We start from the raw sequence: 24461 nt of genomic DNA, 5'->3' as shown, positions 1-24461 counted from the left end.
GCAGGGTTCCGCAGTTCGCACCCAGGAGTCCGCGCATGCCCGACAATCCCGGCACCGGCCGCCCCGAGGCCACCTCGACCGCCACGCCCCCACCGGAACCGACACGAGCCGTGACCGGCCCGCACCACGCCGAACCGACCCTCGCGCACCTGCGCGCCATCGGCGAGCACAACGCGGCGGCGCTGCGCGGGGCGGCCGAAGCGCTGCTCGACTGCGTGCGCGCGGACGGCCTCGTGTTCACCGCGGGCGCCGGCCACTCCCTCGCCGGGGTGATGGAGTCGTTCTACCGCGCGGGCGGGCTGGCCGCGGTGCGTCCGCTGTACCACCCCGACCTGCTTCCGCTGCACGGCGCGGTGGCCTCCACGAACACCGAACGCACCAGCGGGCTCGCCCGCGAAGTCCTCGCCGAAGCGGGGTTCCGCGGCGGGCGGGACGCCTTGGTCGTGTTCTCCAACTCCGGGGTGAACCCGTACCCGGTGGAGCTGGCGATCGCCGCGGCCGAAGCCGGCTCGGTGGTCGTCGCGATCACCTCGCCGCTGGCCTCCGCCGACGCCCCGCTGCGCGCGGGCACCACGCTCGCCGCCCAAGCGGGGATCGTGCTGGACACGCTGGTGCCGGGCGGTGACGCCAGCTACCCGGTGGCGGAACCGGTGACCGCGCCGCTGTCCTCGCTGTCCAACGCCTACCTGTGGAACATGCTGCTGGTGGAGCTGCACGACGCCGCGCAGCGGGCGGAGGTGCCGCTGCCGGTGTGGCGCAGCGCCAACACCGTCGGCGGCGACGAGGCGAACAAGGCGAACCTGCAGCACTACGGAGCCCGGGTCCCCGGACTCGTCTGACCCGCAGGAACACGAACCGGGGCCGGTCCCGCGCGATGCGGAACCGGCCCCGATTCGGAAGAGCTCCCGATCTGGAGATCTCGGCGCTCGCGCCCCGAGCCCGAAGGCCCCCGGGGTCGAGAACGCGCTACCGCTCAGCCGGAGCCGAGCATGCCGGAGATCCGGCGGATCTGCGCCGCCCGCTCCGCCGCCAGCTGCTGCTCCGGGTCCACGGCCTCGTCGGCCTGGGCCAGCAACGCCAGCGTTTCGCGGACCGCCCCTTCCGGCGGTGCGCTCAGCGCCTCCACCAGCCGGTCCACCTCCGCGTCGAGCTCGTCGGCCGCGACGACCGAGTTGGCCAGGCCGATCCGCAGCGCCTCCGCGGCCGGGACGTCCCGCCCGCTCACGCAGATCTCCACGGCACGCGCGTAACCCACCGCGCGCACCAGCGGCAAGGTGCCGCCGAGGTCCGGGACCAGCCCCAGCCCGGTCTCGGCCATCCGCAGCGAAGCGTCTTCGGTCAGCACTCGCAGGTCGCAGGCCAGGGCGAGCTGGAAGCCCGCGCCGATGGCGTGCCCGTGCACGGCCGCGATGGTCACCCGGTCGGGTTCCCGCAGCCAGCTGAACCCCTGCTGGAACGTGGCGATCGCGGCGTCGGCCTCTTCGGTGGGGCGCTGCCCCAGCGAGACCAGGCCGGGTTCGCCGTCCACCTCGTCGGCCCCGAACAGCCGCCGGTCCAGCCCTGCGGAGAACGCGCGCCCCCGCCCTCGCACCACCACGACCCGGACCTCCGGGTCGAGGGACTGTCCGATGTCGCGCAGCGCCGCCCAGGTGGCCGGCGTCTGCGCGTTCAACTTGTCCGGGCGATCAAGTGTGATGGTGGCGCGCCGCCCCTGGACCGTGAGCCCCACACCGCCACGGTCCAGAAGGTCGGCGTCCATCCTCGACTGCTCCAAGCGGGCCTCCATCAGTTCTGCGTTGACCGGACAGGAACCGCGCAAGACGTTACCCGCCGGTCGAAAACGGACCGCATGGAACCGATCATGCCCGCCGGGTCACTTCTTCTTGGTCCGCGTCGCACCCCCACGTCCGCGCAGCTGCACCCCGGACTCGCTGAGGACTCGGTGCACGAACCCGTAGGAACGGCCGGTCGCCTCGGCGAGAGCGCGAATGCTCGCACCCTTCTCGTATTTCTTCTTCAGGTCACTGGCAAGCTTGTCCCGGGCGCTCCCTGTAATTCGCGCACCCTTCTTCAGGTCAGCCACAGTGTCCCCGCCTTCCCTCCGAACAGGTCGGGCCGCTCGCGACCCCTGTCGTCGCAATGATCGAACAGGACGGCCGTAAACGCCAGGCGATCATGCAAAAAGATCGCCCAACGGTTGAGATCGATAGGCTGCGATCACCGGAATGCGCTCGACCGTTCGGTCTAGCCAACTCGGGACATCCGGCGGTGAGGATCGCCATCCCACGACGTTTTGGCTGGTCAGAGCGTGACGACTGTGCGGGGTCGGTCGCCGCTCGTCGCGAGCGGCGACCGGTCGTCGCGGCGGACCGTGACGCGTTGCGGAAAGATCGTGGTGGGAAAAACCACTCGTCAGGCGAGTTGCACTAGCTCCAAGTAATCAGCCGACCAGTGGTCCTCGGTCCCGTCGGGCAACAGGATCACCCGTTCCGGCTCGAGTGCTTCCACGGCTCCTGGATCGTGCGTGACCAGGACCACCGCTCCGGTGAAACTGCGCAGCGCGTCGAGGACCTGCTCGCGGCTCGCGGGGTCCAGGTTGTTCGTCGGCTCGTCCAGCAGCAGCACGTTCGCGGCGCTGGAGACGAGGCCCGCCAACGCCAATCGCGTCTTCTCGCCACCGGAGAGGGTGCCCGCGGGCTGCTCCAGCTGTTCGCCGCGGAACAGGAACGCGCCGAGCAGGGTGCGCAGCTGCTGTTCCGGGGTGTCCGGGGCGGCGCTGCGGATGTTCGCCCACACGCTCGCGTCGTGGTCGAGGGTCTCGTGCTCCTGCGCGTAGTAGCCGACGCGCAGGCCGTGCCCGGGTTCCATGGCACCCGCGTCCGGTTCCTCCATGCCGCCGAGCAGCCGCAGCAGGGTGGTCTTGCCCGCGCCGTTGAGACCGAGGACCACGACCTTCGCCCCGCGGTCCACCGCCAGGTCCACGCCGCTGAAGATCTCCAGCGAGCCGTAGGACTTCGACAACCCGCTCGCGGTGAGCGGGACGCGCCCGCAGGGCGCCGGGTCGGGGAAGCGGATCTTGGCGACCTTGTCGTCGACCTTCTCCTCTTCCAGGTCGTTGACGAGCTTCTCCGCGCGGCGGGCCATGTTCTGCGCGGCGACGGCCTTGGTCGCCTTGGCGCGCATCTTGTCGGCCTGCGCCATCAGCGTGGAGGCCTTCTTCTCGGCGTTGGCGCGTTCGCGGCGGCGGCGCTTCTCATCGGCGGCCCGCGCCTCCTGGTAGCGCTTCCAATCCATGTTGTAGACGTCGGCCTCGCCGCGGACCGCGTCGAGGAACCACACCTTGTTCACCACGTCGGCCAGCAGGTCCACGTCGTGGCTGATCACCACGAGCCCGCCGTCGTGCGAGCGGAGGAATTCGCGCAGCCAGTTGATCGAGTCCGCGTCGAGGTGGTTCGTCGGCTCGTCCAGCAGCAGGGTCGTCGCCGAACGGCCGCCGGGCCCCGCCTCGGAGGCGGCGAACAGGATGCGGGCGAGCTCGACGCGCCTGCGCTGACCACCGGAGAGGGTGCGCAGCGGCTGGGACAGGATGCGGTCCGCCAGCCCGAGGTTCGAGCAGATCCGCCCGGCCTCGCTCTCGGCCGCGTAACCCCCGCGGGCGCCGAAGCGCTCCTCCAGCTTGCCGTAGCGGTTGATCGCCTTGTCCCGCTTCCGGTCGTCGGCGAACTCGGCCATCTCGGTCTGCGCCTTCTCCATGTCGCGCAGCAGCTGGTCGAGGCCGCGGGCGGAGAGCACCCGGTCCTTCGCGGTCACCGACAGGTCGCCCTCGCGGGGGTCCTGCGGGAGGTAGCCGAGTTCGCCGCGTCGGACGAGCTCCCCGGCGTAGGGCTCGCCCTCACCGGCGAGCACCCGCAGCGTCGTCGTCTTGCCCGCGCCGTTGCGGCCGACCAGGCCGATCCGGTCGCCCGGCTGGACGCGCAACGTGGCGCCGGAGAGCAGGATGCGCGAACCCGCGCGCAGTTCTAGGCCCGAGGCAGAGATCAAGGAAGGCTCCGAAGACGTAGTGGTCGAGCGAGATCACGGGGACGCCCGCCGCAGGCCGGTCCGGTCACCGGGTTCGACGGGCCGAGGGCACCGCGGCTAATCGGCGGAGACCGTCGTGCGCGGCCCCCGCAGGCGGAGCTCCGCCGCGCACCTGTTCGTCGCGCGCTTGCTCACCACGTGCCCAGTGTAGCGGCCGGTCCCGCGGCTCCGGCGCGCACTCCGCACCCCGGCGACGGGACGCGACCGGCCGGTCACGGTTCGCGGACGTGGACCTCGACGGCGGTGGCGCGTTCGGCGGCGTCGTCGAGGATGGAACGTCGTGGTTCCGGGACGTCGAGCACCCGCGGTTCCGCGGTGGCCAGGAACTCCCGCAGCCGCGGTTCGGCGCGCAGCGCCTCCAGCGCCCGCCGGTCACCGCCGAGCACCAGCGCGTCCAGCCGGTCGCGCTCCGGCAGCAGCACCCGCGCCACGTCGGCCGCGGCCGACTCCAGCGAGCGCCGGGCCTGGCCCTCGCGGCGGCGGGCGAAGCGCTGCTGGGACTGGCCGCCCGCCTTGTTCCGGCCGTGCACCAGGTGCCGGTCGGTGTGGGAGACCTCGACGGTGCCGCCGCGGGCGATGCCGACGCTGTGCGCGCCGAGGCGCACCAGCACCAACCCGATCCGCCGCGGCGTGCGCGCGTGCTCCACCAGCGGTCGCACCGCGAGGCCGGGGCGTTCGCCGTGCGGCCCCGGCAGGTCCGCGAACGCGACCGCGACCCGCGCGGTGGCGCCGTCGGCGGCGGTGACCACGACCTCGCGCGGGGCGAGCTCGGTGCGCTCCGCCCCGCCGTGGCGGGTGGCGAAGCGCTCGAACCAGCCGGCCAGCCGTTCCGGCGGCACCGCCACCGCCCGGCCGCCCCCGGCGAGTTCCCTGCTGCGCATGCCCCCATCCCAGCACGCGCGGGCTTCCCGGCGCGAGGACGTTCGGCGCAGCCGGGGGCTCCGCTCGCCCGAGCCACCGCTGCGGCGATCGGCAGCCCGTTGACGTGCACCGACCCGAGTGCGGATGATCTGGATCACATCGATCGGGAGGTGCGCCGGGATGACCGCTCCCCCTTCCAGCGCGCGGCGGGTCGCGTTCGCCGGGCTGATCGGCACCACCATCGAATGGTTCGACTTCTTCATCTACGGCACCGCCGCCGCGCTGGTGTTCAACCGGTTGTTCTTCCCCGAGTTCGAACCGCTGCTCGGCACCCTCGCCTCGTTCGCGACCTTCGCCGTCGGGTTCGTCGCGCGGCCGCTGGGCGGGGTGCTGTTCGCGCACCACGGGGACCGGCACGGGCGGAAACCGGTGCTGGTCGCGTCGCTGCTGCTGATGGGCGTGGCGACGGTGCTGATCGGGGTGCTGCCGACCTACGGGACCATCGGCGTCGCCGCTCCGCTGCTGCTGGCGGTGCTGCAGTTCGCGCAGGGCATCGGCGTCGGCGGCGAGTGGGGCGGGGCCGCGCTGATGGCGGTGGAGCACGCGCCGCCGCACCGGCGCGGCTTCTACGGCAGCTGGCCGCAGATCGGGGTGCCCGCCGGGCTGCTGCTGGGCAACCTCGTGTTCGCCGCGCTGTCCGCCGGGCTCGACGAGGCCGCGTTCCTGACCTGGGGCTGGCGGGTTCCGTTCCTGTGCGGCGGGGTGCTGATCGGCGTCGGCCTGCTCATCCGGCTGCGGATCAGCGAGAGCCCCGTGTTCCAGCAGGCCGCCCGCGAGCAGCCGCGAACCCGGACACCGGTGCTCGACGTGCTGCGCGAGCACCCGCGGACCGTGGCGCTGGCCGCGGGCTCGTTCCTCGCCACCAACGCCACCTTCTACGTGGGCACCACCTGGATCGTGGCGTACGCGACGGGTTCGCTGGGCTACGAGCGCACCACCGTCCTCGGCGCCAACGCGCTGCTGAGCTTCGCCGACATCCCGCTGATGCTGGCGTTCGGGCTGCTCTCCGACCGCATCGGGCGGCGCGGGATGTCGATGGCCGGCATGGCGGGGCTGGCGGTGTTCGCGGTGCCGTACTTCCTGCTCGTCGACAGCGGCTCGATCGGCCTGTTCCTGCTGGGCGGCGTAGTGGTGCAGCTGTGCCGGACCGCGGTGTACGGGCCGCAGTCGGCGTACTTCGCGGAGCTGTTCAGCACCCGGTTCCGCTACAGCGGCGCGTCGCTGGCCTACCAGCTGGCGGGGATCTTCGGCGGCGGGCTGGCGCCGATGATCTGCACCGCGCTGTACGGGTGGACCGGCTCGTCGATGGCGATCGCCGGGTACGTGATCGCGGTGTGCCTGATCTCGCTGGGTTCCGGCTACCTGCTCACCGAGACCTACCGGCGCACCCTCACCGAGGCACCGCCGACCGGCTGAGCACCGGTAGCTCCACTCCCCTGCGCCGGACGGGGCGGCGGAACCCCACTCCGGGACCTGCTCGGCGGCCGGTATCGCTTTCCCGCCAGCGGCGAAGCCGCTGAGCCACCGACCACCCGAGCAACCGGACCACCCGTGCTCGCGAGGACGGCGTTGCCGCCTGTCGCGGAGCCACCGGTGACAACGATCCCGCAGCGAGGATCCCGCTGAGGTTCCGCCACCCGCCCCCTGCGAGGCGGGAACAGGAATCAGTCAGATCGAGATCTCCGAGAACAGGCGGGTCGTCCTGCCGGAGAGCGCTTCGAGGAGGGACGCGGCCTGGTCGTCGGTCAGCGAGGCCACGAAGTCGATCACCGCGCGACCGCGGGCCCACCGCTCCAGGTCCGCCGCGCCGAGCTCGTGGCCGCCGGTCGACAGCGCGATCGGATCGCTCCCGCGCAGCTCCGCGAACTCCGCGCGGGCCCGTTCGAACAGGTCCCGCAGCCGGTGCGGCAGCCGCGCCGCCTCGCTGCGGTCGATCAACCACGAGTCGAGCGCGGTCACCAGCTTCGTCAGCAACCGGTCCTGGCCGCGCTGGTGCAGCGCCAGGTCGGGGCGTTGCAGCACGAAGCGGCGGTGCACGAACTTGAGCACCTGCACCTCGTGCCACTGCTCCGGTGCCAGCGACACGTGCCCGGAGCGCACCGTCGGCGTCCGCTCCACCCGCACGCCCTCCACCAGCCGCCGCGTCCACTCGCCGGAGAACACCGCGACCGCCTGCTCGGCCTGCTTGGAGCGGTCGAACGGCACCTGGAGCAGCTTCGCGACCAGCTCGTCGAGCACCCGCTTCACCGCATCCGTGAACGCCGCGTCCGAGGCGATCCAGGAGTCCTTCGCGTGCAGCCTGCGCCGCAGGCGCTCCAGCGACCGGCCCGGCAGGTGCTCGGTGCCCGCGAGGTCCGCGTCGCCCAGCTTCACCAGCTCCACCTGGTGCGCCAGCCATTCGGTGAGCTCGTTGGACACGGTGGTGTGCTGCAGGATGCCGACCCGGTGGAAGTCCTCCAGGTCGTGGATCGCGTAGGCGATGTCGTCGGCGGTGTCCATCACCGAGGCTTCGACGGTCTGCTGCCAGCTCTCGATGCGGCCGCGGAACACCGACCGGCAGTCCCGCATGTCCTCCAACTCGGTGACGTAGCAAGAGAACTTCGCCGAGCCGGTGCCCGGCGCCTCGTCCGGCTCCGACGCGCCCCGCGGCGGGACCCGCAGGTCGCGCGGGTGCGGCGACGGGCGGTGCCGCCGGGTCCACGGGTACTTCAGCAGTGCGGCGCGCACCGCGGCCGTGAGGTCCAGGCCGTCCCCGGCACCACCCGGGTCGCCGCGCACGTCGATCGAACTCACGATCCGGAACGACTGCGCGTTGCCCTCGAAACCGTCCACGAGCCCGAAGTCCTGGCGCGCGATCCGGTCCAGCACCGTCTCCCCGAGGTGTCCGAACGGCGGGTGCCCCAGGTCGTGCCCCAGCCCGGCGGCCTCCACCACGTCCAGGTCGCAGCCGCCGAGCTCGTCCATCACCGCCGCCGCGTCCGGATCGGCGCACAACCGCTCGCCGATGGCTCGCGCCACCTGGGCCACCTTCAAGCTGTGCGTGAGCCGGTTGTGCAGCAGCATCCCCGACCCGCTGGGCGTCACGACCTGCGTGACACCGCCGAGGCGGGCGAAGAACGCGGAGCTCGACACCCGGTCCCGGTCGGCCCGGAACGGGCTGGCCGCCAGGTCGGAGGCCGGGCGTCCGGCGCGGACTGCGTCGCTGCGGCGGGAGGTTCGCTCGACCGGAGGATCGGTTCGCATGCCCGCACGTTACTGCGTGCCTCCCCGCTGCCGGGGAAGCGTTCGGACGGCGCCACCGCGGAACCACCGGAACCCGCGGCGCGTGGTCGAAGCCGCCCCGGCCGAGCGGCGGCACCCGCACCGGTCGTGATCTGATGCCACCGTGGTGGACGTGCTCATCGTGGGGGCGGGGCCGGCCGGACGGGCGGTGGCCGCGGCCTGCGCCGACACCGGGCTGGACACGACCGTGGTGGATCCGGCGCCGCGGCGCGGCTGGGGGCAGACCTACGGCTCCTGGGTCGACGAACTGCCCGCGTCGGTCCCGCGCGACGCGCTCGCCGCCGTGACCGGCTCGATGCTGGCCTACGGCACCGCGCGCCACGAACTGGACCGGCCTTACGCCGTGCTGGACAACACCGCGCTGTGGAAGCACCTGTGGCGACCCGACGTGCAGGACGTGACGGGCCGCGTGGTGGGCGCCGAGCACGGCCCGACCGGATCGACGGTGCACCTCAAGGACGGCAGGCGGCTCGCCGCCGCCCTCGTCGTCGACGCCTCCGGCGCGGCGCGGGTGCTCTCCGGCGGCCGCCCGGCGCGGACCGCGGCCCAGCAGTCCGCGGTGGGCGTGGTGCTGGACTCGGCTGCGGCCGAACCGCTGTGCCCGCCGGGGTCCGGGGTGTTCATGGACTGGCGGTCCGCGCCCGACACCCGAGGCGGCTGGCCGACCTTCCTGTACTGCGTGCGGCTCGGCGGCGGCGCGGTGCTGCTGGAGGAGACCTCGCTGGCGCGGCGGCCGTCGCTGCCGCTGGCGCTGCTGCGCCGCCGGCTGCACGGCAGGCTCGCGGCGGCGGGCATCGAGGTGCCCGACGGGGCCGTCGAGGAGCGGGTGCGGTTCCCGGTGGACGATCCGGTGCCGTTGCCGGGCCGGGTCGTGGCGTTCGGCGCCTCCGGTGGCCTGGTGCACCCGGCCAGCGGGTTCAGCGTGGCCGCCGCGCTGCGGCAGGCGCCGTGGCTGGCGGGAGCGCTCAGCGCGGGCCTGAGCGCGGGTCCGGCGAAGGCGTCGAAGGCGGCCTGGGCGATCTCCTGGCCGCCGCGCGCGGTCGCGGTGCACGGGCTGCGCAGGCGGGCGCTGCGCGCGCTGCTGGCGTTCCCGCCGGAACTGGTGCCCGAGTTCTTCGACGTGTTCTTCTCGCTGCCCGACGCCGACCAGGCCGTGTTCCTCGCGGCGGACCACGACCCCGCCCGGACGGCGGCGGTGATGACGGCGCTGTTCCGCCGCTCCCCCTGGTCCGTCCGGCGTAGGCTCGTGACCGGCGGATTCGGCCCCGGAGGCGGCGAGGCGCAGCACGGCTTCGGCGGTCTCTGAGCGGTACCGCACGCCACGACCCGCACGTCAGAACGCTGTGTGGGTCCCCACAGCGGGTGGGCGAGCTGGGTGCCCGAGGACGGTTCGTCGCGCTAGGTTGGCGTCCGGCAACCCCCCGTCCCCAGACGAGGAGCAGCTGAGATGTCGGTGAACAGGTCGTGAACCCGCTCGATGGAGAGCCATGAGTGCAGGCAGCATCGACCCCGTGCTCGCGCTGGTCAACGAAGTGCGCTTCGCGTTCCAGCCCCTGATCAACGTCAAGACCGGTGCCATCGTGGCGGTGGAGGCCCTCGCCCGGCCCACCGGTGGGGACGTGCACGGCCTGTTCCGGGAAGCGGCCCGGCACCGCAGGCTCACCGAGCTCGACGTCGAGCTGGCGCGCAGCGCCGTGACCGCGGCCGCGGACCACGAGACGCTGTTACCGCTGCACCTCAACCTCTTCGGCGGCACCGTCACCCACGACCTGCCCCGCATCGAACGGCTGCGGGAGCGGTTGCACGAGGTGGGCCGCCGCGAGCACGAGGTGACCTTGGAGATCGGCCCGCCGTTCGCCCGCCTCGATCCGGGCCAGCTGGTGGAGGGCGTGCAGGCGCTCAAGGCCGACGGCTTCCAGATCGCGGTGGACGGCGTCGGCGACGGTGACGTGCCGCTGGCGCTCATCGCCGACATGGAACCGGGCATGGTGAAGCTGGACCGGGGCGTGGTGAGCGGCCTGCCGGATTCGGCGGCGCGCCGGGCGGTGCTGGAGGCGGTGCGGCACCTGTGCGAGGCCGCGGACGCCGACCTCGTCGCCGAAGGAGTGGAGAACGACCGGCAGCTCTCGGCGCTGCGGCGCACCGGGGTGCGGCTGGTGCAGGGCAACCTGCTGGCCCCGCCCGCGCGCCGGCCTCCGACCACGATCACCGTTCCGGGCGTGGCCGCCGAGGTCACCGACCCGGCCGGGCAGCCGGTGAACACGCTCGCGGCCGGCCCGCGGGTCACCGAGTTCCTCTCCCCCGCCACGCTGCTGCCGGTGGACGCGACCGCCGACAAGGTGCGCGGCGTGCTCGCCGACCACCCCGAGATCAGCGGTGTCGTGCTCGTCGACGAGCACAACCGGCCGCAGTACACCATCGACCGCAACCGGTTCCTGCTCGCCGTCACCGGTCCGTACGGGCACGCGCTGCACGCGAAGCGCCCGGCTTCGCGGCTGGCCGACGAACCCCGCGTGGTCACCACCGCGACCACCGCCATCGAGGCGTTGAGCCTGGTCACCCGGTCCGATCAGTACCGGATGTACGACGACGCGATCGTCGTCGACGAGTCCGGCCGCTGCCTGGGCGCGGTGCGGGCCGGGCACCTCATCCGCGGCATGGCGGACCTGAAGGTGGAGGAGGCGGCGGCGCTGAACCCGCTGACCAGGCTGCCCGGCAGCGACTCCATCGCCAGGGACGTGGGCAGGCGGATCGCCGCCGGGGACGTGTTCGCGGTGAGCTGGCTGGACATCGACGAGTTCAAGTCGGTCAACGACGGCGCCGGGTTCTCCGCCGGGGACGACCTGATCCGGTCGATCGGGCGGGTGCTGACGGATGCGGCGACCTCGCTGCCGTCGGTGCGCGTCGGGCACGTCGGCGGCGACGACTTCCTGCTGGTCGCCGACCTGGACGACCTGGTACCGCTGTCCGAGCTGCTGCTGGACCCGCCGCGGGAGGCGGGCGGGGTGCCGGTGACGCTGTCGCTGGCGACGCTGGTGTGCACGCAGAGCACCGTGACCGGCTACGACGAGGCGTCCCGGCTGCTGGCGCCGCTGAAGCACCGCGCGAAGGACCTCACCGGGTCGAGCTGGGTGATGTCGCGCCCGGGTTCGGACCACGTGGACGTGCTGCGCGGGAAACCGGCGCCGCAGCCGTTCGCCGTGCCGGACGACCCGGCGGGCGGCATCTTCCCGGCGCACGACCCGGACCGGCGCCGGCCGCAGTCCCGGCTGCGCTGACCCCGGGCTGCCGATCCACGGGCTGCCGACTCCGGCGGCTGGCCCCCGGGCTGCCGACCCCGGAACGCGCGGCGGCCCCCGGCTCGGGACCGGAGTCCCGCCGGGGGCCGCGCTGCGAACCGGTTCGGTCCGGGTCAGACGGTGAAGCCGAGCGCGCGCAGCTGCTCGCGCCCCTCCTCGGTGATCTTCTCCGGGCCCCACGGCGGCATCCACACCCAGTTGATGCGGAAGTCGCTGACCAGGCCGCCGCCCGGACCGCCGGTGAGCGCGGAGCGGGCCTGCTCCTCGATCACGTCGGTCAGCGGGCAGGCCGCCGAGGTCAGCGTCATGTCCACCGTGGCGCTGTTGTCCTGCTCCACGCGCACGTCGTAGACGAGGCCGAGGTCGACGACGTTGATCCCCAGTTCGGGGTCCACGACGTCGCGCAGCGCCTCTTCGACGTCTTCGAGCGCGGCGAGTTCCGCGGCCGGAGCCGGGGGCTCCGGCAGGTTCTCGGCGCCGCGCGCCACGTCGGTGGCCTCGCCCGCGGCTGCTTGCTCGTCCTGCACCTGGGTTCGGTCTGTCATGACGCTCCCACTTCGTCGACGACGCGCGAAACGGCGTCCTTGAAAGCCATCCAGCCCAGCAACGCGCACTTCACGCGCGCCGGGTACTTCGCCACCCCCGCGAAGGCGATGCCGTCCTCCAGGACGTCCTCGTCGGGTTCGACCTGGCCGCGACCCTGCATGAGTTCGCTGAACGCGGCCTGCCTGCCCATCGCCTCCTTCACCGACTTGCCGACGACGAGGTCGGTGAGCACGGAGATCGAGGCCTGGCTGATCGAACAGCCCTGCCCCTCGTAGGAGACGTCTTCGACGGTGGCGTCGAGGCCGTTGCCCGCCAGCCGGACCCGCAACGTCACCTCGTCCCCGCACACCGGGTTGACCTGCGAGGACTCCGCGTCGAACGGGTCCCGCAGGCCGTGCCCGTGCGGGTTGCGGTAGTGGTCCAGGATGATCTCCTGGTACATCTGTTCGAGCTGCATCACACGTCCTTCAGCCGTTCACCCGACACCGAAGAAACGCTGGGCCTCCCGCACAGCTTCCCCGAGCGCCCGGACCTCGTCCAGATCGTTGTACAGGTAGAAGCTGGCGCGGACCGTCGCGGGCACGCCGAACGCCCGGTGCAGCGGCCACGCGCAGTGGTGACCGACGCGCACCTCGACGCCTTGGCTGTCGAGCACCTGGCCGACGTCGTGCGGGTGCACGCCTTCGACCACGAACGCGACCGTGGCACCGCGGGCCTCGGTGGTGGCGGGGCCGATGATGCGCACCCCGTCGATCGCCGACAGCTCGTCGAGCGCCGCCGCGGCCAGCTTCTTCTCGTGCGCGGCGATGCGTTCCATGCCGACCACCGACAGGTAGTCCACGGCCGCGCCGAGCCCGACGACCTGGGAGGTCATCGGCACGCCCGCCTCGAACCGCTGCGGCGGTTCGGCGAACGTGGCGCGGTCGATGTGCACCATCTCGATCATCGACCCGCCGGTGATGAACGGCGGCATCGCGCGCAGCAGCTCGTGCCGCCCGTAGAGCACGCCGACCCCGGAGGGCCCGAGCATCTTGTGCCCGGAGAACACCGCGAAGTCCACGTCGAGCTCGGCGAAGTCCACCGGCGCGTGCGGCACCGACTGGCACGCGTCGAGCACGACCAGCGCGCCGACCTGGTGCGCCCGCGCCACGACCTCGTCGAGCGGGTTCACCGTGCCGAGCACGTTGGACTGGTGCGCGACGGCGACGACCTTGGCCCGCTCGGTGATCACCGCGGACACGTCGGACAGGTCGAGCCTGCCGTCCTCGGTGACGCCGAACCAGCGCAGCGTCGCCCCGGTGCGGCGGCACAGCTCCTGCCACGGCACGAGGTTCGCGTGGTGCTCCATCTCGCTGACCACGACCTCGTCGCCCGGGCCGAGGCGGAAGCGCTCCGCCTCGGGACCGGACGTCGCGGCGTTGCTCATCGCGTACGCGACCAGGTTGACGCCCTCGGTCGCGTTCTTGGTGAACACGACCTCGTCCACCCCGGCACCCACGAAGCGGGCGATCTTGGCGCGGGCGTCCTCGTAGGCGTCGGTGGCCTCCTCCGCGAGCTGGTGGGCACCGCGGTGCACCGCCGCGTTGGAGGTCTCGACGAAGGCGCGCTCCGCGTCCAGCACCTGGCGGGGGCGCTGCGACGTCGCCCCCGAGTCCAGGTACACCAGGCGCCGGTCATCGCGGATCGTGCGGCCCAGGATCGGGAAGTCGGAGCGGATCGCCGCGACGTCCAGCGGGCCCGCGGCCGCACCGGCAGTGGTGAGGGGCTGAGCGGTCATGACTGCGCGACGGCCTCCTTCTTGCCGGTGAACCGCACGTAGCCGTTCTTCTCGAGCTCGTCGGCCAGCTCCGGCCCGCCCGACTCGACGACCTTGCCGCCGGCGAACACGTGCACGTGGTCCGGCGTGATGTGGTTCAGGATGCGGGTGTAGTGCGTGATCAGCAGCACGCCCTTGTCGCCCTTGGATGTGTACCGGTTGACGCCCTCGGACACGACGCGCAGCGCGTCGACGTCCAGGCCGGAGTCGGTCTCGTCGAGGATGGCGAACTTCGGGTCCAGCAGGTCCAGCTGCAGGATCTCGTGCCGCTTCTTCTCGCCGCCGGAGAAGCCCTCGTTGACGCTGCGCTCGGCGAACGACGGGTCGATGTCGAGCTCGGTCATCGCCTGCTTGACCTCCTTGACCCAGTGCCGGATCTGCGGGGCCTCACCGCGGACGGCACCGGCGGCGGTGCGCAGGAAGTTCGACATGGACACGCCCGGCACCTCCACCGGGTACTGCATGGCGAGGAACAGGCCGGCGCGGGCGCGCTCGTCCACGCTCATCTCCAGCACGTCCTCGCCGTCGAGCAGGACGGAGCCGGAGTCGATCTGGTACTTGGGGTGCCCGGCGATGGCGTAGGCCAGGGTGGACTTGCCGGAACCGTTCGGGCCCATGATCGCGTGGATCTGGCCGGAGTCGATCGTGAGGTTCACGCCGTTGAGGATCGGCTTGGCGCCTTCCTCGGTGAGGACGGAACCGTGCAGGTCCTTGATCTCCAGGGTGGCCATTGTGCTGTGTTCTCCTGGTACGTGGGGAAAGGGAGTGAGGGGGCGGCGTCAGGCGCCGACGACGGCCAGCTCGGCCTCGATCGCGGCCTCCAGCCGCTCCCGGACCGCGGGCACCGTGATCTTCTGCAGGATCTCGCCGAAGAAGCCGCGGACCACCAGTCGGCGGGCCTGCTCCTTCGGGATGCCGCGGGCCTGCAGGTAGAACAGCTGCTCGTCGTCGAACCGGCCGGTGGCGCTGGCGTGACCGGCGCCTTCGATCTCACCGGTCTCGATCTCCAGGTTCGGCACCGAGTCGGCGCGGGCGCCTTCGGTGAGCACCAGGTTCCGGTTCAGCTCGAAGGTCTCGGTGCCTTCGGCCGCGGCCCGGATCAGCACGTCGCCGATCCACACCGAGTGCGCCGCGTCGCCCTGCAGCGCGCCCTTGTAGAGCACGTTGCTGCGGCAGTTCGGCTGCGCGTGGTCGACCAGCATCCGGTGTTCCAGGTGCTGGCCCGCGTCGGCGAAGTACAGGCCGAGCAGCTCGGCGTCCCCGCCCTTGTCCCCGTAGGTGATCGTGGTGTTGACCCGGACCAGGTCGCCGCCGAGGGTCACCGCCAGGTGCCGGAACACCGCGTCCCGGCCCAGGTAGGCGTGCTCGGAGCTGACCTGGGTCGCGTCGTCGGCCCAGTCGTGCACGGACACGACCGAGAGCCGGGCGGAGTCGTCGGTGACGAACTCGACGTTCTCGCCCAGCACGCCGGAGCCGCGGTAGTCGAGGACGACGACCGCTTCGGCGAACCGCTCGGCGCGGATCTGGATGTGCCCGAACGCCGTCTCGCCCTCGCCGGGGCCGTGCACGACGACGCTGACCGGCTCGGCCGGCTGCACGTCCTTCGGGATGGTGATGACGGTGGCCTGCTCGAAGGAGCTCCAGGCCTGCGCCGCGATCCGGTCGGCGGGCACGCCGCCTTTGCCGAGGCGCTCGTCGTCGCGGCCGACGGTCTCGACCGCGACCTCGGCGCTCGCCTCGACCTCGACGTTCAGCGAGGCGGTCGCCTTCGCGGTGCCGTCGTGCAGCCCCTTGAGCCGCTTGATCGGGGTGAACCGCCAGTCCTCCTCGCGGCCGCCGGGGACCTCGAAGGCCTCGACGTCGTAGGAGGTGAAGCGCTCGCCGCGGGAGGACTGCGGCACGACCGCACCCCCGTGGGAGTGTTCGGTCAGGCCGTGCTGGGCGTCGGCGGTGTCAGTGGTGCTCGTCATGTCAGCCGACGGCCCCTTCCATCTGCAGCTCGATCAGGCGGTTCAGTTCCAGCGCGTACTCCATGGGCAGCTCCCGCGCGATCGGCTCCACGAAGCCGCGCACGATCATCGCCATCGCCTCGTCCTCGGTCAGGCCGCGCTGCATCAGGTAGAACAGCTGGTCGTCGCTGACCTTGGAGACGGTGGCCTCGTGGCCCATGGACACGTCGTCGACGCGCACGTCGACGTACGGGTAGGTGTCCGAGCGGCTGATGGTGTCCACCAGCAGCGCGTCGCACTTGACCGTGGAGGCCGAGTGGTTGGCGCGCTTGGCGACCTTGACCAGACCCCGGTAGGAGGTGCGGCCACCACCGCGGGCGATCGACTTGGAGACGATCGTCGAGGAGGTGTGCGGCGCCAGGTGCTCCATCTTCGCGCCCGCGTCCTGGTGCTGGCCCTCACCGGCGAACGCCACCGAGAGCACCTCGCCCTTGGCGTGCTCGCCCATCAGGAACACCGACGGGTACTTCATGGTGACCTTGGAGCCGAGGTTGCCGTCGACCCACTCCATGGTCGCGCCCTCTTCGGCCTTGGCCCGCTTGGTGACCAGGTTGTAGACGTTGTTCGACCAGTTCTGGATGGTCGTGTAGCGGCAGCGAGCGCCCTTCTTGACCACGATCTCCACGACCGCCGAGTGCAGCGAGTCGCTGGAGTAGATCGGGGCGGTGCAGCCCTCGACGTAGTGGACGTAGGCGTCCTCGTCGACGACGATCAGCGTCCGCTCGAACTGGCCCATGTTCTCGGTGTTGATCCGGAAGTAGGCCTGCAGCGGGATGTCGACGTGCACGCCCTTCGGCACGTAGATGAACGAGCCGCCGGACCACACCGCGGTGTTCAGCGCGGAGAACTTGTTGTCCCCGGCCGGGATGACCGAGCCGAAGTACTCCTTGAAGGTCTCCGGGTGCTCGCGCAGCGCGGTGTCGGTGTCCAGGAACTGGACGCCCTTCTCCTCGAGGTCCTCGCGGATCTTGTGGTAGACCACCTCGGACTCGTACTGGGCGGCGACACCGGCGACGAGCCGCTGCTTCTCCGCTTCCGGGATGCCCAGCCGGTCGTAGGTGTTCTTGATGTCCTCGGGCAGGTCCTCCCAGCTCTGGGCCTGCTGTTCGGTCGAGCGCACGAAGTACTTGATGTTGTCGAAGTCGATGCCCGACAGGTCGGCGCCCCAGTTCGGCATCGGCTTGCGCTCGAACAGCCGCAGCGCCTTCAGCCGCGCTTGGAGCATCCACTCCGGCTCGTCCTTCTTGGCCGAGATCTCCCGGACGACGTCCTCGTTGAGCCCGCGTCGCGCGCCTTCGCCCGCGACGTCCTTGTCGGCCCAGCCGTACTCGTAGTTGCCCAGGGTCGCCAGCGTCTCCTCTTGGCTGAGCTGGCCAGAGTTGTTCGACGCCGTGGTGGGTGTGCGCTGCTCGGCAGCGGCAGTCATACGGACTCCCCTCCGTCAGGAATCGGGGCGGTCTGCCGCCCGTCGGTCTGGGACCGGTCGTGGGCGGCCGGATCGGTTTCGGCCGACGCGGATGCCGGGATGACCTGGGTCTCCGGGCCGCGATCGGCGGTTCGCTCGGACCGCGTGAGCGGTACGTGCGTCGTGCAGGCCGCATCGCCGTTGGCGATGGTGGCCAACCGCTGCACGTGGGTGCCGAGGACTTCGGCGAAGGCCTCCGTCTCGGCTTCGCACAGCTGCGGGAAGTCCGCAGCGACGTGCGCCACCGGGCAGTGGTGCTGGCAGAGCTGCTCACCGGAGGCCACGCTGCGCGTCGAGGCAGCGTAGCCCTCGCGAGTCAGCGCACCGGCGAGGACCTCGGCCCGTTCGGCCCTGGTCCGCGCGGCGGCCAGCGCCTCCCGGTGGTGGGCGACCAGTGCGGCGATGCGCTTGCGCGCGAACTCCCGCACCGCCTGCTCACCGTCGGTGTCGGCGATGAACCGCAGCGCCGCCACGGCCAGGTCGTCGTAGGCGTGCCCGAACCTGGCCCGGCCGACCTCGGTCAGCAGGAACAGCTTCGCGGGCCTGCCCCTCCCCCGGCGCTGCCGGGCGGAGGACTCCCTGGTGTAGGCCTCGCCTTCGGTGACCAGCGCGTCGAGGTGCCTGCGCACCGCGACCGAGCTGAGCCCGAGGGCTTCGGCCACCGCCGCGGCGGTGATCGGCCCGCGCTCCAGCAGGAGGCGGGCGACCGAGTGCCGGGTCCGCCCGTCCCCGGACGGCGCACCAGCACCCGGGGCTGCGGCTCCCGAGTCGGCGGCCGCAGCCGGAGGTGGCGTTCCGGCGTTTTTCACAACACCGATGTTACCTATTTAGCTCCGGCACACCAGACCGCAGGTCCGCCAACGTGACCCGGATCACCCCGAACGGCGGTTGTGCGACGGCGGGACGGGCCGCCCACCGGCTGCCCTAAGCTTCGGTGCCGTGGGCGCAGGCGAGACGAACCAGCAGGACGAAGCCGGGCCGGGCGAGTCAGCGACCTCCGGCACCCCGGCCGACGGCACCACCCCCCGGGGCGCGACCCGGTCGCGGGACGCCGCCGCGACCGCACCGACCGGCGCTGAGCAGGACGGATGCGGCACCACCCGGGTCGCCGACGCCCCACCCAGCAGCGACACCGCCTACGCGGGCGACGCGCCCGCCGCGCAGCCCGCCCCGCTCGACGCGCCCGAACGCCGCCAGCTCGACCTGGTCCGCCGCTTCGGCACCACCGGCTCGCTGGTGCTCGCCTTCGGCGCCATCGGCGCGGGCGCCGCTCCCGTCGACAACCCGCTGATCGGAGTCCGGCTGCTCGGGCTGCCCGCGCGCATCCCCACCGTCGCCATGGCCTGCGCCTGGCTCGGCATGCTCATGGTCGTCACCGCGTGGCTCTGGCTCGGCAAGCTGTCCTGGCCCGGCCGGGACCGGATGGTCAGCCGCACCCAGATGGACCGCACCATCGTCATGTGGGGGCTGCCGCTGGCCGTCGCGCCGCCGCTGTTCAGCACCGACATGTACACGTACCTGGCGCAGAACGCGGTGGCCGCGCAGGGCATCAACCCGTACACGCTGGGACCGGGCACCGCGCTCGGCGTGGACCACCCGCTGGTCGCCAACGTGCCGAACATCTGGCGCGACACGCCCTCGCCCTACGGTCCGCTGTTCCTGCTTTTCGGCCAGCACCTCGGCCGCGTCATCGGCGACGACGTCGTGTTCGGCGTGCTGCTCTGGCGGGTCGTGATGATCATCGGTCTGATGCTGGCGATCTGGGCGATCCCGCGGCTCGCCGCCCGCTGCGGGGTGCACCCGGTGGCCGCGCTGTGGCTCTCGGCCGCCAACCCGATCACGCTGTTCCACGTGGTCAGCGGCGCGCACAACGAGGCGCTGCTGGTCGGGATCATGCTCGCCGCCATCGAGCTCGGGCTGCGCTGGCGCGGACCGCTCGGCGTGGTCGTCGCCGGGGTGCTGCTCAGCATCGGCGGGGCCATCAAACCGCCCGGCTTCGTGGCCCTCGGCTTCTTCGGCATCTACGTGGCCCGCAGGCGCGGCGGGCGGATGCGCGACCTCGTCGGCGTCGCCGCCGTGCTCGCCGTGCTGATGCTCGGCACCATGACGATCATCACCGTGGCCAGCGGCTGGGGCCTCGGCTGGATCGAGACCTACGACGTGCCGAACCGGATCAAGACCTGGCTGGCGCCGATGACCGCGTTCGGCATGACCGGCGGCGGGGTCGGCATGCTGCTCGGCCTCGGCAACCACACCAACTCGATGCTGGTCATCACCAAGATCTTCGGATACGCCATCACCGGGCTGGTGTGCGTGCGGCTGCTGTGGCTGTCGTTCAAGGGCCGGATCGAACCGCTGGCCGCGCTCGGCATCACCCTCGGCACGCTCGCCGTGTTCGGGCCGGTGCTGCACCCCTGGTACCTGCTGTGGATGGTGGTGCCGCTGTCGCTGGCCACCAACGACCACCGGTTCCGGATCGGCGCGGCCACCATCTGCTCCATCGTCGCGCTCGTGGTCCCGCCGACCGGGGCCGCCTACATCCTGCGGGCCTACCAGGTGCCGTTCGCCGTCATCGCCTCGATCCTCGCCTTCGGGATCCTGCTGTGGCTCGTGCGCGGCAAGGTCCCGCCGCTGCTGCCGACCCGGGCGGATGAGCGCCCCGTCACGTCATAGGCTTGGACGTCGTGAACGAAGCCGCGAGCACCCCCACGCCCGGCCCGGTGATCGAGGAACCGGCCGCCGACGGTGACGCGCTGGACGTGCGCGGGCTGACCAAGCGCTTCGGCGACACCACCGCCGTCGACGAGCTCGACCTGCGGATGCCGCGCGGCAGCGTGCTCGCCCTGCTCGGACCCAACGGCGCGGGCAAGACCACCACCGTCGAGATCTGCGAAGGCTTCCAGCGGCCCGACGGCGGAACGGTGCGGGTGCTCGGGCTCGATCCCGCCACCCAGGGCGAACGGCTGCGGCCCCGGATCGGCGTCATGCCGCAGGGCGGCGGCGCCTACCCGGGCGTGCGGGCCGCCGAGATGCTGGAGCTGGTCGCGACCTGCTCCGCGGACCCCATCGACCCGCGCTGGCTGCTCGACGTCCTCGGGCTCACCTCCGCCGGGCGCACCCCGTACAAGCGGCTCTCCGGCGGACAGCAGCAGCGGTTGTCGCTGGCCTGCGCGCTCGTCGGCCGCCCCGAGCTGGTGTTCCTGGACGAACCGACCGCCGGGCTCGACCCGCAGGCCCGCCACCTGGTGTGGGACCTGGTCGCCGCGCTGCGCCGGGACGGCGTCGGCGTGCTGCTGACCACGCACCTGATGGACGAGGCCGAGGCGCTCGCCGACCGGGTCGTCATCGTCGACCACGGGCGCGCCGTCGCCGACGGCACCACCGCCGAGCTCACCGCCGACCCGCAGGGCAGGCAGGAGCTGAAGTTCCACTCCGAGCCCGCGCTCGACCTCGGCCTGCTGCTGGCCGCGCTGCCCGAGGGCTACGAGGCCGTCGAGCAGCGCGCGGGCCGGTACGTGGTGCGCGGCACCATCGACCCGCAGGTGGTCTCCACCGTGACCGCGTGGTGCGCGCGGCACGGCGTGTTCGCCAACGAGCTGCGGGTGAGCAGGCGCAGCCTGGAGGACGTGTTCCTCGACCTCACCGGACGGGAGTTGCGCTCGTGAACCACGGCGCCGCCAAGACGGGGACCGGCACCGCCGGGACCGGACTCGCCCGCGACGACCGGGACGCCCCGCGCCCCGGCGAGCGGTTCCCCGCGGGCACCTTCGCGCCCGCCCCGGGACGCGGACGGGCGCTGCGGATGCTCGCCGCGCACACCCGGATCGAAGCGCTGCTGATCATCCGGCACGGCGAGCAGGCGCTGCTCACGCTGATCATCCCGCTGGCGCTGCTGATCGGACTGAGCACGCTGCACATCGGCACCGTGCCGGAACCGCGCGTGGACTCGGTGGCGCCGCGCATCCTCGCGCTGGCCGTGATGTCCACCGCGTTCACCGGGCAGGCCATCGCGCTCGGCTTCGACCGCCGCTACGGGGTGCTCAAGCGGCTGTCCGCGACGGCGCTGCCGCGCTGGACGCTGATCAGCGGCCGGGTGCTGGCGACGCTGCTGGTGGTGGCGCTGCAGGCGGTGCTGCTGGGGATCACGGCCGCGCTGCTGGGCTGGACGCCGAGCCCGCTGGGGATCGTGGCGGCGCTGCCGCTGCTGGTGCTGGGCACCCTCGCCTTCGGCGCGGCCGGGGTGCTCGTGGGCGGCGCGTTCCGGGCGGAGATCGTGCTGGCGGTGGCGAACGCGATCTGGTTCGTGCTGCTGCTGGCCGGTGGGCTGGCGCTGCCGATGAGCGATCTGCCGGGCCCGGTGGGCGCGATCGCCGGACTGCTGCCCTCGGGTGCGCTGGCCACCTCGCTGGAGGCGGCGCTGGAGCACGCGGCGCTGCCGGGCTGGCAGCCGCTGCTGGTGCTGGTGGCGTGGGCCGCGGCGGCCGGGGCGCTGGCGGTGCGCACCACTCGGCTCACCTGACCGGACCGAACTTCCGGACCCGATGGTTACCGGAAGTAGGGTGAGGGCATGACTGAGCAGCACGCCGACGTGACGCCCGGCACCGAACTGGCCCGCCCCTGCCACCGCAGCCTGGAACCGCTGCACTCGCTGATCTACTTCAGCCCCGAAGCCGAGGAGGAGTTCGGCGCGCTCGGCCTCGACGGCACCCGGATGCGCTACTTCGCCGGCCGCGCCGCCCCGATGGGCGCCGTCGGCGCGGGAGTCGTCGCCGCCACCTTCTACAACTTCAACCCGCGGGTGATCGCCGAGGTCATCCCGCACGCGTGGACGATCACCACCCCGGAAGCCGCCGTCGCCGCCCGGTTCCGCGCCGCCGACACCGCGCTGCGCAAGCTGCTCGGCCCCGAGACGATCGTCTCCGAGGAGCTCGCGGAGGCCGCCGCGCTCGCCCGCCGCGCCACCGAGGCCTGCCGTCCCGAAGCCCGCCCGCTCTACGCCGGGCACGCCGACCTGGAGTGGCCGGACGAGCCGCACCTGGTGCTGTGGCACGCCCAGTCGCTGCTGCGCGAGCACCGCGGCGACGGCCACCTGATGGTGCTGCAGGCGGCGGGCCTCACCGGGCTGCAGGCGCTGGTCCTGCAGTCCGCGAGCGGCGAAGGACTCGCCCGGCAGTTCTCGCAGGCCAGCCGCGGCTGGTCCGACGAGGAGTGGGCGCAGGCGCAGCGCGAACTCGCCGACCGCGGCCTGCTCGACGCCGACGGCGAGCTCACCGAGCGGGGTGTCGCCTTCCGGGAGGACGTCGAGCAGCGCACCGACGCACTCGCCGCCGCCCCCTGGGCCCACCTCGGCGCGGAGAACGCGCAGCGCCTCGCCGGGTACGGCAAGAAGCTCAGCACCCAGGTGCTCAAGGCCGGCGCGTTCCCGAAGGGCACCTTCGCCCGCGAGAAGCGCGTGGAGTGACCTGCGGCGCACCACCTGGCGGCCGGGCGGTGCGGGGCGGCGAATACCATCGATGCGTGCCGTCGTCGATGCTGTCCCGGATCCCGGCCGCCGACCACCGCCTGGTGCGCTGGCTCGCGCTCGCCGTCCTCATCACCCAATCGCTGATCTCGGTGACGGGTTCGGTGGTGCGGGTGACGGGCTCCGGCCTCGGCTGCCCCACGTGGCCGCAGTGCTTCCCGGGGAGCATGGTCCCGGTCGACCACCCCGAGGTCGCGACGCTGCACCAGGTGATCGAGTTCGGCAACCGCACGCTGACCGGCCTCGTCGGGTTCGTCGCGCTGGCCTGCCTGATCGCCGCGTGGCGGGTGCGCCCGCACCGGCCGCGCCTGGTCAAGCTGGCGCTGATCATGCCGCTGGGCGTGCTCGCGCAGGCCGTCATCGGCGGCATCACGGTGCTGGTGGACCTGAGCTGGTGGAGCGTGTCCATCCACTTCATGGCCTCGGCCGTGCTGATCTGGCTGGCCGCGTACCTGTTCAAGGCCGCGGGCGAGGGCGACGAGCCCGCGACGCCGGTGCTCCCGGCCCGGATGCGCCGGCTGCTGGTGGCGCTCACCGCGGTGACGGCGGCGATGCTGGTCGCGGGCACGCTGGTGACCGCGGCCGGGCCGCACGCCGGGGACGCCGACACGCCGCGGCTCGTGGTGCCGGTGCCGACGCTGGTGCAGGTGCACGGCCTGCTGGTGATGGCGTACGTGTGCCTGCTCGCGGTGTTCGGGGTGTGGCTGCGCGGCGCCCGGCCGACCGGCGCGCTGCTGAAGGCCTACGGCGCGGCGTGCGTGCTGGTGCTGGCGCAGGGGGCGCTCGGCTCCGCGCAGTACGTGCTCGGGGTGCCCGGGGCGCTGGTGGTGCTACACGTGCTCGGTTCCACCCTGGTGATCACGGCGACCGCGCTGCTGTGGTGCGAGTCCCGCTACCGCGGGCCGGTGCCGCGGGTCCCGGCCGGCGAATCCGCGGAGCCCGTCCCGGCTTGACCGGTGCCCGGCCCGGCTCAGTAGCGCAGTGTGCGGCGCTCCCGCTCCCACCGCTGCCAGAGCTGCGGCATCTCGCCGGAGAGCCACTTGTAGAACTCGTGCACGGTGCGCAGCCGCCGCGCCCGCTCCCCCTGGCCGCTGAACATCCGCAGCCCGTCCTCGGTGAGCTGTTCGAGCCCGGTGACCTGCTCCATGCGGTGCCGGACCAGTTCCGGCCAGCGGTGCTCCTCCACCCGGTAGAGCGCGGCCTCGCGGCCCTGCCGGGTCGTCTTGGAGATGACCCCGAGGCGCAGCAGCAACCGGACGTTGGTGCTGACGGAGCCGCTGCTGGCGTTGAGCCCGTGGGAGAGCTCGGCCGCGGTGCGCTCCGGCGGGTCGCAGATCAGCAGGAACGCGAGGATCCGTCCGGCGATGAGCGGCATGCCCTCGGTCGCTTCGAAGTGCGCGGCCATCTGCTCGATCCACTCGGACATGGCGGGACGGTCGGTGCGCTGGGCGTACTCGGTCACCTCGGGTGCCTCCGACTGATCGACTTCAACCGATGCTGAAACCATAGACTCAGGAGAACG

Annotated in this window: 22 protein-coding genes; 9 read left to right on the top strand and 13 right to left on the bottom strand. The window is 72.5% G+C overall.

Going from position 1 to position 24461, the window contains the following annotated elements; all coding sequences use genetic code 11:
• The first annotated feature begins 35 nt into the window (after positions 1–35).
• The gene (locus tag H1226_RS09075) at positions 36–839 is read left to right on the top strand and encodes a sugar isomerase domain-containing protein (RefSeq protein WP_258348382.1); all 804 of its coding nucleotides are present in this window, start codon (positions 36–38) and stop codon (positions 837–839) included.
• A gap of 134 nt (positions 840–973) precedes the next feature.
• Here the strand turns inward: H1226_RS09075 and H1226_RS09070 are convergent, their stop codons facing one another.
• The 4 genes from H1226_RS09070 to H1226_RS09055 all read right to left on the bottom strand — a co-directional run bounded on the left by H1226_RS09070 (position 974) and on the right by H1226_RS09055 (position 4961).
• Entirely contained in the window at positions 974–1729 is a 756-nt protein-coding gene (locus tag H1226_RS09070) for an enoyl-CoA hydratase/isomerase family protein (RefSeq protein WP_309148797.1), read from the bottom strand.
• Positions 1730–1873: 144 nt separating this feature from the next.
• Positions 1874–2083, bottom strand: coding sequence for a helix-turn-helix domain-containing protein (locus H1226_RS09065; protein ID WP_009942935.1), 210 nt, complete (start codon positions 2081–2083; stop codon positions 1874–1876).
• A 329-nt stretch (positions 2084–2412) separates the two neighbouring features.
• A complete protein-coding gene (locus H1226_RS09060; RefSeq protein WP_224957660.1) occupies positions 2413–4041 on the bottom strand; it encodes an ABC-F family ATP-binding cassette domain-containing protein in 1629 nt (542 codons plus the stop codon).
• A 251-nt stretch (positions 4042–4292) separates the two neighbouring features.
• Positions 4293–4961: an acVLRF1 family peptidyl-tRNA hydrolase gene (locus H1226_RS09055; RefSeq protein WP_258348380.1), complete on the bottom strand. Its 669-nt coding sequence runs from the start codon at positions 4959–4961 to the stop codon at positions 4293–4295.
• 160 nt (positions 4962–5121) lie between these two features.
• Here H1226_RS09055 and H1226_RS09050 point away from each other — a divergent pair, with 160 nt between their 5' ends.
• Positions 5122–6417 (top strand): MFS transporter, encoded by a 1296-nt coding sequence (locus tag H1226_RS09050; RefSeq protein WP_258348379.1) that lies wholly within the window; start codon positions 5122–5124, stop codon positions 6415–6417.
• A 252-nt stretch (positions 6418–6669) separates the two neighbouring features.
• On the opposite strand, the gene H1226_RS09045 is transcribed toward H1226_RS09050, so the two are convergent.
• On the bottom strand, positions 6670–8244 hold the full coding sequence (locus H1226_RS09045; RefSeq protein ID WP_258348376.1) for a deoxyguanosinetriphosphate triphosphohydrolase family protein: 1575 nt from the start codon (positions 8242–8244) through the stop codon (positions 6670–6672).
• Positions 8245–8386: 142 nt separating this feature from the next.
• On the opposite strand from H1226_RS09045, the gene H1226_RS09040 reads away from it, so the two are divergent.
• Together H1226_RS09040 and H1226_RS09035 are read left to right on the top strand one after the other, a co-directional pair.
• The gene (locus H1226_RS09040) at positions 8387–9589 is read left to right on the top strand and encodes a lycopene cyclase family protein (RefSeq protein ID WP_258348374.1); all 1203 of its coding nucleotides are present in this window, start codon (positions 8387–8389) and stop codon (positions 9587–9589) included.
• Positions 9590–9770: 181 nt separating this feature from the next.
• Complete coding sequence (locus H1226_RS09035; protein ID WP_258348372.1) at positions 9771–11561, top strand: GGDEF domain-containing protein; 1791 nt, start codon at positions 9771–9773, stop codon at positions 11559–11561.
• 134 nt (positions 11562–11695) lie between these two features.
• On the opposite strand, the gene H1226_RS09030 is transcribed toward H1226_RS09035, so the two are convergent.
• Genes H1226_RS09030 through H1226_RS09000 form a run of 7 tightly spaced genes read right to left on the bottom strand, consistent with a single transcriptional unit; the run spans position 11696 to position 18227 of the window.
• Positions 11696–12127: a metal-sulfur cluster assembly factor gene (locus H1226_RS09030; protein ID WP_224957669.1), complete on the bottom strand. Its 432-nt coding sequence runs from the start codon at positions 12125–12127 to the stop codon at positions 11696–11698.
• Positions 12124–12585 (bottom strand): Fe-S cluster assembly sulfur transfer protein SufU, encoded by a 462-nt coding sequence (sufU, locus tag H1226_RS09025; RefSeq protein WP_224957670.1) that lies wholly within the window; start codon positions 12583–12585, stop codon positions 12124–12126. Before sufU ends, H1226_RS09030 begins: the two co-directional genes overlap by 4 nt.
• A gap of 18 nt (positions 12586–12603) precedes the next feature.
• Positions 12604–13905 (bottom strand): cysteine desulfurase, encoded by a 1302-nt coding sequence (locus tag H1226_RS09020; protein ID WP_224957671.1) that lies wholly within the window; start codon positions 13903–13905, stop codon positions 12604–12606.
• Positions 13902–14675: a Fe-S cluster assembly ATPase SufC gene (gene sufC / locus H1226_RS09015; RefSeq protein ID WP_224957672.1), complete on the bottom strand. Its 774-nt coding sequence runs from the start codon at positions 14673–14675 to the stop codon at positions 13902–13904. Before sufC ends, H1226_RS09020 begins: the two co-directional genes overlap by 4 nt.
• A gap of 48 nt (positions 14676–14723) precedes the next feature.
• On the bottom strand, positions 14724–15914 hold the full coding sequence (sufD, locus tag H1226_RS09010; RefSeq protein WP_258348371.1) for a Fe-S cluster assembly protein SufD: 1191 nt from the start codon (positions 15912–15914) through the stop codon (positions 14724–14726).
• Position 15915: 1 nt separating this feature from the next.
• A complete protein-coding gene (sufB, locus tag H1226_RS09005) occupies positions 15916–17379 on the bottom strand; it encodes a Fe-S cluster assembly protein SufB (RefSeq protein WP_258348370.1) in 1464 nt (487 codons plus the stop codon).
• Entirely contained in the window at positions 17376–18227 is an 852-nt protein-coding gene (locus H1226_RS09000) for a helix-turn-helix transcriptional regulator (RefSeq protein WP_224967061.1), read from the bottom strand. The genes sufB and H1226_RS09000 overlap by 4 nt, the downstream gene beginning before the upstream one ends.
• Before the next feature lie 130 nt (positions 18228–18357).
• Between H1226_RS09000 and mptB the strand changes: the two genes are divergently transcribed.
• The 5 genes from mptB to H1226_RS08975 all read left to right on the top strand — a co-directional run bounded on the left by mptB (position 18358) and on the right by H1226_RS08975 (position 23892).
• Entirely contained in the window at positions 18358–20091 is a 1734-nt protein-coding gene (gene mptB / locus H1226_RS08995) for a polyprenol phosphomannose-dependent alpha 1,6 mannosyltransferase MptB (RefSeq protein WP_309148796.1), read from the top strand.
• Positions 20092–20141: 50 nt separating this feature from the next.
• A complete protein-coding gene (locus tag H1226_RS08990; RefSeq protein WP_373690071.1) occupies positions 20142–21083 on the top strand; it encodes an ABC transporter ATP-binding protein in 942 nt (313 codons plus the stop codon).
• A 131-nt stretch (positions 21084–21214) separates the two neighbouring features.
• Positions 21215–21937 carry an ABC transporter permease gene (locus H1226_RS08985; protein WP_224957726.1) on the top strand — a complete coding sequence of 241 codons (723 nt, stop codon included), beginning with the start codon at positions 21215–21217 and terminating at the stop codon, positions 21935–21937.
• A 48-nt stretch (positions 21938–21985) separates the two neighbouring features.
• Positions 21986–22879 carry an SCO6745 family protein gene (locus H1226_RS08980; protein ID WP_258348369.1) on the top strand — a complete coding sequence of 298 codons (894 nt, stop codon included), beginning with the start codon at positions 21986–21988 and terminating at the stop codon, positions 22877–22879.
• A gap of 68 nt (positions 22880–22947) precedes the next feature.
• Positions 22948–23892: a COX15/CtaA family protein gene (locus H1226_RS08975; RefSeq protein WP_373690070.1), complete on the top strand. Its 945-nt coding sequence runs from the start codon at positions 22948–22950 to the stop codon at positions 23890–23892.
• A 17-nt stretch (positions 23893–23909) separates the two neighbouring features.
• On the opposite strand, the gene H1226_RS08970 is transcribed toward H1226_RS08975, so the two are convergent.
• On the bottom strand, positions 23910–24401 hold the full coding sequence (locus tag H1226_RS08970; RefSeq protein WP_258348367.1) for a GbsR/MarR family transcriptional regulator: 492 nt from the start codon (positions 24399–24401) through the stop codon (positions 23910–23912).
• Positions 24402–24461 lie beyond the last annotated feature (60 nt).

The organism is Saccharopolyspora gregorii, assembly GCF_024734405.1.
Classification (GTDB): Bacteria; Actinomycetota; Actinomycetes; order Mycobacteriales; family Pseudonocardiaceae; genus Saccharopolyspora_C; species Saccharopolyspora_C gregorii.
Note: the sequence above shows the minus strand (reverse complement) of the source record. Positions and strands in the feature narration are given on the sequence as shown.

What these genes read in the sequence shown, in the direction of transcription:
- H1226_RS09075 (WP_258348382.1), top strand. Translation starts at nt 36, where the DNA reads ATGCCCGACAATCCCGGCACCGGCCGCCCCGAGGCCACCTCGACCGCC.
- H1226_RS09055 (WP_258348380.1), bottom strand. Translation starts at nt 4,961, where the DNA reads ATGCGCAGCAGGGAACTCGCCGGGGGCGGCCGGGCGGTGGCGGTGCCG.
- H1226_RS09050 (WP_258348379.1), top strand. Translation starts at nt 5,122, where the DNA reads ATGACCGCTCCCCCTTCCAGCGCGCGGCGGGTCGCGTTCGCCGGGCTG.
- H1226_RS09045 (WP_258348376.1), bottom strand. Translation starts at nt 8,244, where the DNA reads ATGCGAACCGATCCTCCGGTCGAGCGAACCTCCCGCCGCAGCGACGCA.
- H1226_RS09035 (WP_258348372.1), top strand. Translation starts at nt 9,771, where the DNA reads ATGAGTGCAGGCAGCATCGACCCCGTGCTCGCGCTGGTCAACGAAGTG.
- H1226_RS09030 (WP_224957669.1), bottom strand. Translation starts at nt 12,127, where the DNA reads ATGACAGACCGAACCCAGGTGCAGGACGAGCAAGCAGCCGCGGGCGAG.
- sufU (WP_224957670.1), bottom strand. Translation starts at nt 12,585, where the DNA reads ATGCAGCTCGAACAGATGTACCAGGAGATCATCCTGGACCACTACCGC.
- H1226_RS09020 (WP_224957671.1), bottom strand. Translation starts at nt 13,905, where the DNA reads ATGACCGCTCAGCCCCTCACCACTGCCGGTGCGGCCGCGGGCCCGCTG.
- sufC (WP_224957672.1), bottom strand. Translation starts at nt 14,675, where the DNA reads ATGGCCACCCTGGAGATCAAGGACCTGCACGGTTCCGTCCTCACCGAG.
- sufD (WP_258348371.1), bottom strand. Translation starts at nt 15,914, where the DNA reads ATGACGAGCACCACTGACACCGCCGACGCCCAGCACGGCCTGACCGAA.
- sufB (WP_258348370.1), bottom strand. Translation starts at nt 17,379, where the DNA reads ATGACTGCCGCTGCCGAGCAGCGCACACCCACCACGGCGTCGAACAAC.
- H1226_RS08980 (WP_258348369.1), top strand. Translation starts at nt 21,986, where the DNA reads ATGACTGAGCAGCACGCCGACGTGACGCCCGGCACCGAACTGGCCCGC.
- H1226_RS08975 (WP_373690070.1), top strand. Translation starts at nt 22,948, where the DNA reads ATGCTGTCCCGGATCCCGGCCGCCGACCACCGCCTGGTGCGCTGGCTC.